The organism is Streptomyces sp. HmicA12 (assembly GCF_000373565.1).
Taxonomy (GTDB): Bacteria; Actinomycetota; Actinomycetes; order Streptomycetales; family Streptomycetaceae; genus Streptomyces.
Window position 1 is genome coordinate 201,662 of sequence record NZ_KB891806.1, and the last position, 7,844, is coordinate 209,505.

General features: G+C 72.9%; 8 protein-coding genes. 5 read left to right on the forward strand and 3 right to left on the reverse strand.

Going from position 1 to position 7,844, the window contains the following annotated elements; all coding sequences use genetic code 11:
• Positions 1-41: 41 nt before the first annotated feature.
• The gene (locus B072_RS48190) at positions 42-275 is read right to left on the reverse strand and encodes a hypothetical protein (RefSeq protein ID WP_158689197.1); all 234 of its coding nucleotides are present in this window, start codon (positions 273-275) and stop codon (positions 42-44) included.
• Here B072_RS48190 and B072_RS0116245 point away from each other — a divergent pair.
• Entirely contained in the window at positions 274-1,737 is a 1,464-nt protein-coding gene (locus tag B072_RS0116245; protein WP_158689198.1) for an MFS transporter, read from the forward strand. The two genes, B072_RS48190 and B072_RS0116245, sit on opposite strands and share 2 nt — an antisense overlap.
• Here the strand turns inward: B072_RS0116245 and B072_RS49780 are convergent.
• Positions 1,734-4,514, reverse strand: a complete 2,781-nt coding sequence (locus B072_RS49780) for an ATP-binding protein (protein WP_043244064.1) — start codon at positions 4,512-4,514, stop codon at positions 1,734-1,736. The genes B072_RS0116245 and B072_RS49780 overlap by 4 nt on opposite strands.
• Positions 4,515-4,579: 65 nt before the next feature.
• On the opposite strand from B072_RS49780, the gene B072_RS0116255 reads away from it, so the two are divergent.
• Positions 4,580-5,842, forward strand: coding sequence for a GNAT family N-acetyltransferase (locus B072_RS0116255; protein WP_018531020.1), 1,263 nt, complete (start codon positions 4,580-4,582; stop codon positions 5,840-5,842).
• A 97-nt stretch (positions 5,843-5,939) separates the two neighbouring features.
• The gene (locus B072_RS48195) at positions 5,940-6,077 is read left to right on the forward strand and encodes a hypothetical protein (RefSeq protein ID WP_018531021.1); all 138 of its coding nucleotides are present in this window, start codon (positions 5,940-5,942) and stop codon (positions 6,075-6,077) included.
• 17 nt (positions 6,078-6,094) lie between these two features.
• On the opposite strand, the gene B072_RS0116265 is transcribed toward B072_RS48195, so the two are convergent.
• Entirely contained in the window at positions 6,095-6,310 is a 216-nt protein-coding gene (locus B072_RS0116265) for a hypothetical protein (protein WP_018531022.1), read from the reverse strand.
• Between the two features lie 354 nt (positions 6,311-6,664).
• Between B072_RS0116265 and B072_RS0116270 the strand changes: the two genes are divergently transcribed.
• Both B072_RS0116270 and B072_RS0116275 read left to right on the forward strand, forming a co-directional pair.
• Positions 6,665-7,498: a helix-turn-helix domain-containing protein gene (locus B072_RS0116270; protein WP_018531023.1), complete on the forward strand. Its 834-nt coding sequence runs from the start codon at positions 6,665-6,667 to the stop codon at positions 7,496-7,498.
• The gene (locus B072_RS0116275) at positions 7,480-7,761 is read left to right on the forward strand and encodes a DUF397 domain-containing protein (protein ID WP_018531024.1); all 282 of its coding nucleotides are present in this window, start codon (positions 7,480-7,482) and stop codon (positions 7,759-7,761) included. Before B072_RS0116270 ends, B072_RS0116275 begins: the two co-directional genes overlap by 19 nt.
• Positions 7,762-7,844 lie beyond the last annotated feature (83 nt).

Here is a 7,844-nt window from a genome sequence, read left to right on the forward strand (position 1 = left end):
CCCTCTCACGCGAACCGCCTCCCCTACGGGAATGAGCTCTCCTATGTGAAGGGGGCAGCGGCGCCGACCGGTCCACGAGCCAGGCCCGCCCCGCGCCAGCAGCGCCTCCCGCCGGGCCCGGTCCGCTTCGTCCATGGCCTGCGCGACCCCGCACGGCCCGCCGCACAGCTCGGCCGGGACGTGATGTGCAGCACTCCGGCCGTGGCCGGTGACGTGAGGTGCTTGGCGAGATACCCGTCGGGCAGGTCGTGGTCGATGATACGGATGGGCGTCATGGCAGAGATCCGTCTCGGCACCACGACCACCGCGTCGACCGCGCCCGGCCCCGGCCCCGCGTCCGCCGACTGGCGCATGCTCGCGGTCGCCCTGAGCGCCGTGTTCATGGGCAGCTTCGACCTCTTCGTGGTGAACGTCGCCACGGAGGCTCTGCGCGCGGAGCTGCGTGCGAGCGACGCGGCGCTCGAACTCGTCGTCTCCGGTTACGCGTTCGCGTACGCGGCGGGGCTGATCACGGGCGGCCGGCTGGGTGACCGGTTCGGTTACCGGCGGATGTTCGTGACGGGCATGGCCGCCTTCACGGTGACGTCGCTGTTGTGCGGACTGGCGAGGGATCCGGGGCAGTTGGTGGCCGGGCGCATGCTGCAGGGGCTGTCGGCGGCGGTGATGGTGCCGCAGGTGCTGTCGCTCGTGACGGCGCGTTTCCCGGCCGGGCACCGGGGGCGGGCCACGGCCTGGCACGGTGCGGTGGGTGGACTGGGCGCGATCGGCGGCCAGTTGGTGGGCGGCATGCTGTTGCAGGCGGACGTGTTCGGGCTGGGCTGGCGCGCGGTGTTCCTGGTCAACATCCCGGTGGGCGTGGCCGCTTCGCTTGCGGCCTGGCGTCTGCTGCCCCCGCTGTCGGGCCGCCGGAGCCAGTTCGACGTTCCCGGCGCTCTCGGTGTGACGGCGACGATGGCTCTGGTCCTGGTGCCGCTGGCGCTCGGCCGGGACGAGGGCTGGCCGCCGTGGACGTGGCTGTGTCTGGCGGCGGCCGCACCGGTGGCGTGGCTGACCTGGCGGTGGCAGCGGGCGTTGCGGGTGCGCGGCGGCGAGCCGGTCCTGAACCCCGCGCTGTTCGGCAACCGCCCGTATCTGACGCTGCTGGCGGCGTTCGGTTCCTTCCAGCTCTACTTCGGCTCGTACATGTTCACGCTGGCGCTGCTGTTCCAGGCGGGCCTGGGCGAGAGCCCGCTCGCGGCGGGCGCCCTCTTCGTTCCGCAGGCGGCGCTCTTTTCGGCGGGGGCGCTGGCGAGCGGCCGGTTCACGGCGCGGTTCGGGAGGCGCTCACCGGCCGTGGGCGGCCTCCTCATCCTGACCGGCCTGGGCCTGATGGCGACGCAACTCACCGTCAGTGAGGGGAAGTTGGCGGGCGCCGCGCTGATCCCCGCCCTCGTCCTGAACGGTTTCGGCAACGGCCTGCTCAATCCCGGGATCCTCGGCATGGCCCTGTCCAAGGTGGACCAGGGCGTGGCGGGCTCGGCGTCGGGCATGCTCAACACGGCTCAGCAGGCCGCGAGTTCGCTGGGCATCGCGCTGCTCGGGATGCTGTTCTTCGCCGCCTCCGGGCCGGGGCTGCGCGCCGCGCACACCGGGATGGTGGCGGTCTGCGCGGTGTTCGCGGGCCTGGTCGTGGTGGCCGTGGTCCTGATGTGGCGGGCGAGCGGCCGCCCGGCGCCACCGCCACCCGGGTCCCGCTAGACCAGCCCTTCCCGGTGGGCAACGGCGGCGGCCTGTGTGCGCGTCTCCACGACCAGCTTGGCCAGGATGTGGGAGACGTGCACCCCGGCCGTGCTGGGCGAGATGTGCAGCCGCGCGGCGATCTGGCGGTTGCTCCATCCCTCGGCGATCAGGGCCAGTACGTCGAGTTCGCGGGCGGTCAGACCGTGCCGGTCGGCGGTGACGGCGGCGGCCGGGGCGGGCCCGGCGGCCTCGGCGATCTCGCGGGCGAGCGGGGCGGCGCCGAGTCCGTCGGCGAGTTCGGCGGCCTCCTTGAGCAGTGGCCCGGCGCCGTCGGTGTCACCGGCGGCGAGCGCGGCCCGCCCCGCGTACAGCAGGCTCTGCGCGAGTTCGTAGGGCTGCCCGAGGTCGCGCCACGCGGCGACGGACGCCGCCCAGCCGGTGCCGCCGTCGTCGTCATCGTCGCCGAGCAGGGCGTGCAAGAAGGTGCGCTGCGCTTCGTCGAGGCGCCCGTCGACCCCGAACTCGGCGTCGAGCGAATCCAGTTGACTACGGCGCGCCGCGGAACCCCGGGCCCGCTGCACGAGGGCGGCCGCGATCAGGACGGGCCGGGACTCGACACCGTAGAAGTGGGCCAGCGCCGGATCGTCCAGGGCCTCCCCCACGAGCCGGTCGGCGCGCTCCGTGTCCCCCTGGGCGACGGCGAGCAGGCACCGCCACCGGGCCTGGTGGCGCAGAATCACGTCGTGCGGGGCGCGGGCGGTCGCGGCCAGCGCCGCCTGCGCCGCGGCGAGGTCGCCGCGCAGCAGCGCCAGCTGTCCGGCGAGGGAGCGCAGCACCTGGTCCTGCACCGGGGGCGGGCCCTGCGCGAGGGCCTCCTCGACGAGTGCGGCGGCCCGGTCCCACTCCCCGGCCAGGATCAGGCCGCGTACGGCGTCGCAGGTGAGGTCGGCGCCCCGGCTGAGGCCGAGCCCGAACCGGTGGGCCCGGCGGGCGCCCTCCAGGGCCACCTCGACGGCGCGGCGGTGGTCGCCGCCGCGCAGGTGCACCGTGGTCTCGTACATCGGCACGGTGAGCAGCAGGTCCATGCTGTCGAGCCGCTCGGCGAGCGTGCGGGCCTCGGCGAGTGCCCCGAGGTCGCGGTGGCGGGCGCCCGCGCCCAGCAGGCCGCGGACGGTGACCGTCGGGTCGCCGGTGCGCCGGCCGACGCGCAGCGCCTCGTCGAACGCCCGCCGCGCCACGGGGTCCTTGGGGTTCTGGCCCATGGCCAGCATCCCGAGGACGCGTCCGCGCTGCACCTGGTCGGGGCCGTCGGGGAGCAGCCGCAGCGCCCGTTCGAAGTCGGGGGTGCCGACGGTGTTGAGGCGGATGAGGAGCCTGCCGCGGTGTTCGAGGAGCAGCGCGGCGCGCTCGGGTTCGCGCACCTCGTCGAGGGCGGCGAGCCCGGCGGTGGCGTGCTCGACGCCGCGTTGGTACGCCCCGCTGAACATGCAGGCCTCGGCGGCGTCGGTCAGGACACCCGCCAGATCGTCCTCCACCGACCTCGCCGCGTCCGGGACCTGGTCCCAGAGTTCGGCGACGAGTTCCAGCATGCGGACCTGTTCCTCGTACGCGTACGAGGACCGGGCCCGGCGGGCGGCCCGGTGGGCGGCGGCGAGGGCCTGGGCGGGGTCGCCCGCGGCGTGGGCGTGCGCGGCCAGTTCGGCGTGGGCGTCGGTTTGGCGCAGGGCCTCGGCGTAGCGGGCGTGCAGGCGGGCGCGTTCGCCGGGCAGCAGGTCCTCGTAGACCGCGTGCCGGATGAGGGCGTGCCGGAAGTCGTAGCGGTCGCCGGACGTCACGAGCAGGCCGCGGTCGATCAATGTCCGCAGCAGGACGTCGAGTTGGGGTCCGCTCTCCTCGGCGACGCCCACGAGGAGGCGGTGCTCGACCGTGCCGCCGCCCGCCGACAGCAGGCCGAGGAGCCGCCGGGCCGCCGGGTCCTCCAGTGTCCTCGGCCCGTGCAGGAGCAGGTCGCGCAGGCTGTCCGGGGTCCGCTCGTCGGCGTGCGCGAGCGCTTCGACGTAGAGCGGATTGCCATCGCTGCGGCGGTGGACGCGGGCCACGGTGGCCGCGTCGGGTACGTCGCCGACGATCGCGGCGAGCTGCCGGCCGACGTCGTCGCGGCTCAGCCGGGACAGGCGCACGGTGACGGTGCGCGGGCCGCGGGCGAGTTCGGCGAGGAGCGGTCCGAGCCGGCCCGCGTCGGCCTCGCCCGGCCGGTAGGTGGCGAGCAGCAGGACGCCGGGCCCGGTGAGGTTGCGGGCGAGGAAGGCGAACAGTTCGCGGGACGCGGCGTCGGCCCAGTGCAGGTCCTCGACGGCCAGGACGAGCGGCCGGTCGGCGGCAACCCGCTCGACGAGGTCGAGGACCTCCTCGTAGAGCCGGTGCTTGCCGGTGTCCGTGGCGCCGGGCGCGCCGGGCTCGCCGAACTCGGGCAGCCAGCGCGCCAGTTCGCGGTAGCGTCCGCTCTCCACGGTGACGTCGCCGCCCCGGACGAGGCGCCGCAGCACCGCGACGAACGGCGTGTACGCGAGCCCTTCCCCGCCGAACTCCGTGCAGGCGCCCTCGACGACCCGCACCCCGGGCCCCGCCGCCCGCGCGAACTCGGCGAGCAGGCGTGACTTCCCGATCCCCGCCTCCCCGGCGACCAGCGCGACGGCCGGTCCCCGCTCGACCGCCGTACGCCATGCCTGTGCCAGTGTCCCCAGGGCGTCGTCGCGGCCGACGCACACCGGGCTGACCACGCGATCCGCCACCATCCGGCCAGCATAAATACCGAAGTCGCCTGATGTGGCGAGGGTGTTTATCCGGCGAGGCTCACAGCATGAACAGCAGCCGGAACAGCAGCAGCCATGCGACGCACAGCCACCCGATCCGCACCATCGAGCCCCACGAGTTCGACGCATGGGCCCGGATGATCACGACGACGTACGGCCAGGACTGGCGCGAGGGCACGCTCCGCGACGCCCGCGGGACCATCGAGCCGGAGCGCACGCTCGCCGCGTACGACGGCGCGGACATCGTCGGCGGTGTCTCGATCTACGGCCGGACGATGACGGTCCCCGGCGGCTGCACGCCGGTCGCGGGCATCACGCTCGTCGCGGTCCTGCCGACACACCGCCGCCGCGGCATCCTCACGGCGATGATGCGCCGCCAGCTCACCGATCTGCACGAGTCGGGCGGTGAGCCGATCGCCGCGCTGAACGCCGCCGAGGCCACCATCTACGGCCGCTACGGCTACGGCGTCGCCAGCCACCGGGCGGTCGTGGAGGCCGACAAGCGGGTCATGGCGCTGCGCCCCGACACGGACTTCGGCGCGGGATCGCTGCGTCTGCTCGACGCGGACGCGGCCCGCCCGCTCCTGGAGAAGGTCTACGACGCGGCCCGCCAGGACGTCCCCGGCTGGGTCGACCGCACGGAGAAGTACTGGAACGCCCGCCTCTACGACGCCGACGCCCCGCACATCCGCGACGGCGCCACCGCCCTCCGGTACGTCGTCCACACCGACCCGGCCGGCGAGGTCACCGGGTACGCCGTCTACCGCTCGCACCGCGACACGGCCCGGATCGTCGAACTCGCGGCGACGACCCGTCAGTCCTACGCGACGCTGTGGCGCTACTTCGCCGACCTCGACGCGCACGACCACCTCAGCTACGAGGCCGCCCTCGACGAACCCCTCAACCACCTGCTGGTCGACCCGCGCGCCGCGAGCACGACGGTCGTCGACAACCTCTGGGTCCGCCTCGTCGACGTCGACCGGGCACTGACCGCCCGCCGGTACGCGACCGCCCTCGACCTGGTGCTCGACGTCGAGGACGACTTCTGCCCCTGGAACACCGGCCGTTACCGGCTCCGGTCCGACGGCGCCGACGACGTCACCTGCGAACGCACCATCTCGGCACCTGACTTGAGGCTGTCGGCGGCCACGCTCGCCTCCGTCCACCTCGGCGGCCCCACCCTGACCACGCTCGCCGCCGCGGGCCGAGTGGAGGAACTGCGCCCCGGCGCGGTGACCGCCGCCTCGCGCGCCTTCCGTGGCGACCGCGAACCGTTCCACCTGTCCGGCGCCGCGTTCCCTGCCTTCTGACCGTCGCGTCGCATCGCATCTCGCCTCAGCTCACCCCACCTCACCTCACCTCACCTCACCTCACCTCACCTCACCTCACCGAGGAGACGACCACGTCATGTCCGACGCCCGTACGCCGGGGCGCCTGCCCCGCCTCCCCCGCCCCCGCCGGAAGCCGCAGGCCCGCCCCGCCCAGCCCGACCCGCACCTGGACTGGCCGTCCCTGTGGCTGGCCGCCCTCCGCCTGCGGGGCTGAACCCGGGGCCGGGCCCCTCACGGCACCTCGCCCCTGCTCCTGCGGTTCGCGTACGCCGTCGCGGCCCGCAGCCGCTCCGTCGTCGTCGCCTCCCGCAGCACGTCGGGCGGACAGTCCCACTCCCGGCCGCCCCCGAAGGGCCGTAACTGTACGTACGGCCCCTCGTGCCCCATCACCATGCCGACCCGGCCCGTGCTCGTGTCGACGGCATAGGAACCGATCGGCGGTTTCATCGGGGGGTACTCCTGTCGTCCGCGCTCGCCATCAGTGCGGCAGCCAGGCGGGCCGCCGCGTCAACCGAACAACGTCCCAATTCCACCAATGGACACGGGGCAGTTCGCGCGATTGACCCCGCGTCGAGACCGAGCGAGGGCAACCCAATTCCCGCCCCCGCGAGTGCGGCCCGCAATTTCTCCACCGTTTCCTCCGCCTCCTCCACACACGGCGCGGCATGGTCGGTACGTTCCGTCACGTGGCTCCCCTTCCCGATTCGATTTCACGCTTCGCACCTCAACGGTGGCGTTTCGTATCTAGAGTGGGGAGAGGTCTGCGCACTACAAGTGCTGCGCAGAGCTTGGGGGTTGGCAATGGCCAATGGTTCGAGGCAGGCGGCCTGGGAGTTCTTCGGCCTTGAGTTGAAGCGGTGCCGGGAGGACGCCGGACTCACACAAGTGGAGCTGGGCTTACGCGTATTCGTTTCGGGCGGCTACATCGGCCAATTCGAACAGGCAATTCGCAAACCGCAGTTGGACGTCGCCCAGAGGATTGACGAGGCGCTGCAAACCGGCGGTATTTTCGAGCGGATGTGGCGCAGCCTGATCGACGACCATCGGTACGCGGAGTACTTCGCGGAGGTGGTCGAGCTTGAGCGGACGGCCACGAAGATCTGTGAGTTCGCGCCGTCATTGATCCCCGGGCTCCTGCAGACCCCGGAGTACGCCCGGGTAACCACCCTGGCGCTCAACCCGTTCGTCACCGACGAGTACGTGAAGGATCTGGTGACCGCGCGCACGGAGCGCGCCCACATCCTCGACGACGCTACACGGCCCGAGTATTGGGCCGTGCTGCACGAGAACCTCCTGCGCACCCCGGTGGGCGGCCCCGCGGCCATGGCACAGCAGCTGACACACATCGCGTCGCTCATCCGCGCCCGGAAGGCGCTGGTGCTGGTGATCCCGTGCGAAGACGGGGCCTACCCCTCCATGGCCGGGATGCTGTCGCTCATGGAGTTCGAGGACGCGCCGCCCGTCGCCTATACAGAGACGACGTTTTCGGGAACGCTCCTCGACGATCCGGCCGTGGTGAAGCGGGCCCAGCGCACTTACGATCTACTCAGGGTCGCCGCGTTGCCGCCGGAGGCGTCCCTGGCCTTCATCGAATCGGTGGCGGAGGACTACACACGATGCGCGAGTACGACCTGAGCAACGCCCGCTGGCGCACGAGCAGTTACAGCGACGGCGACGGCGGCAACTGCGTCGAGGTCGCATACGACTTCACGGGTGCCACCCACTGGCGCAAGTCCACGTACAGCAACCAGGAGGGCGGCAGCTGCCTCGAAGTCGCCGACGGCATTCCCGGTGTCGTCCCCGTCCGGGACTCCAAGGTCACGGACGGGGACGTCATCGTGATCGGCGCGGCAGCATGGCGCGCCTTCGTCGAGAACGCGGCCGGGCGGCAGCGCTAGGGCCTGTCTTCAAACTCCCGTCTGCCCCGCGACGCCTGGCACGCTTCCCCAAGCTCTCCGACAAGCTCCGAGCAGGGGAGACC

What these genes read in the sequence shown, in the direction of transcription:
- B072_RS49780 (WP_043244064.1), bottom strand. Translation starts at nt 4,514, where the DNA reads ATGGTGGCGGATCGCGTGGTCAGCCCGGTGTGCGTCGGCCGCGACGAC.
- B072_RS0116270 (WP_018531023.1), top strand. Translation starts at nt 6,665, where the DNA reads ATGGCCAATGGTTCGAGGCAGGCGGCCTGGGAGTTCTTCGGCCTTGAG.
- B072_RS0116265 (WP_018531022.1), bottom strand. Translation starts at nt 6,310, where the DNA reads ATGAAACCGCCGATCGGTTCCTATGCCGTCGACACGAGCACGGGCCGG.
- B072_RS0116275 (WP_018531024.1), top strand. Translation starts at nt 7,480, where the DNA reads ATGCGCGAGTACGACCTGAGCAACGCCCGCTGGCGCACGAGCAGTTAC.
- B072_RS0116245 (WP_158689198.1), top strand. Translation starts at nt 274, where the DNA reads ATGGCAGAGATCCGTCTCGGCACCACGACCACCGCGTCGACCGCGCCC.
- B072_RS48190 (WP_158689197.1), bottom strand. Translation starts at nt 275, where the DNA reads ATGACGCCCATCCGTATCATCGACCACGACCTGCCCGACGGGTATCTC.
- B072_RS0116255 (WP_018531020.1), top strand. Translation starts at nt 4,580, where the DNA reads ATGAACAGCAGCCGGAACAGCAGCAGCCATGCGACGCACAGCCACCCG.
- B072_RS48195 (WP_018531021.1), top strand. Translation starts at nt 5,940, where the DNA reads ATGTCCGACGCCCGTACGCCGGGGCGCCTGCCCCGCCTCCCCCGCCCC.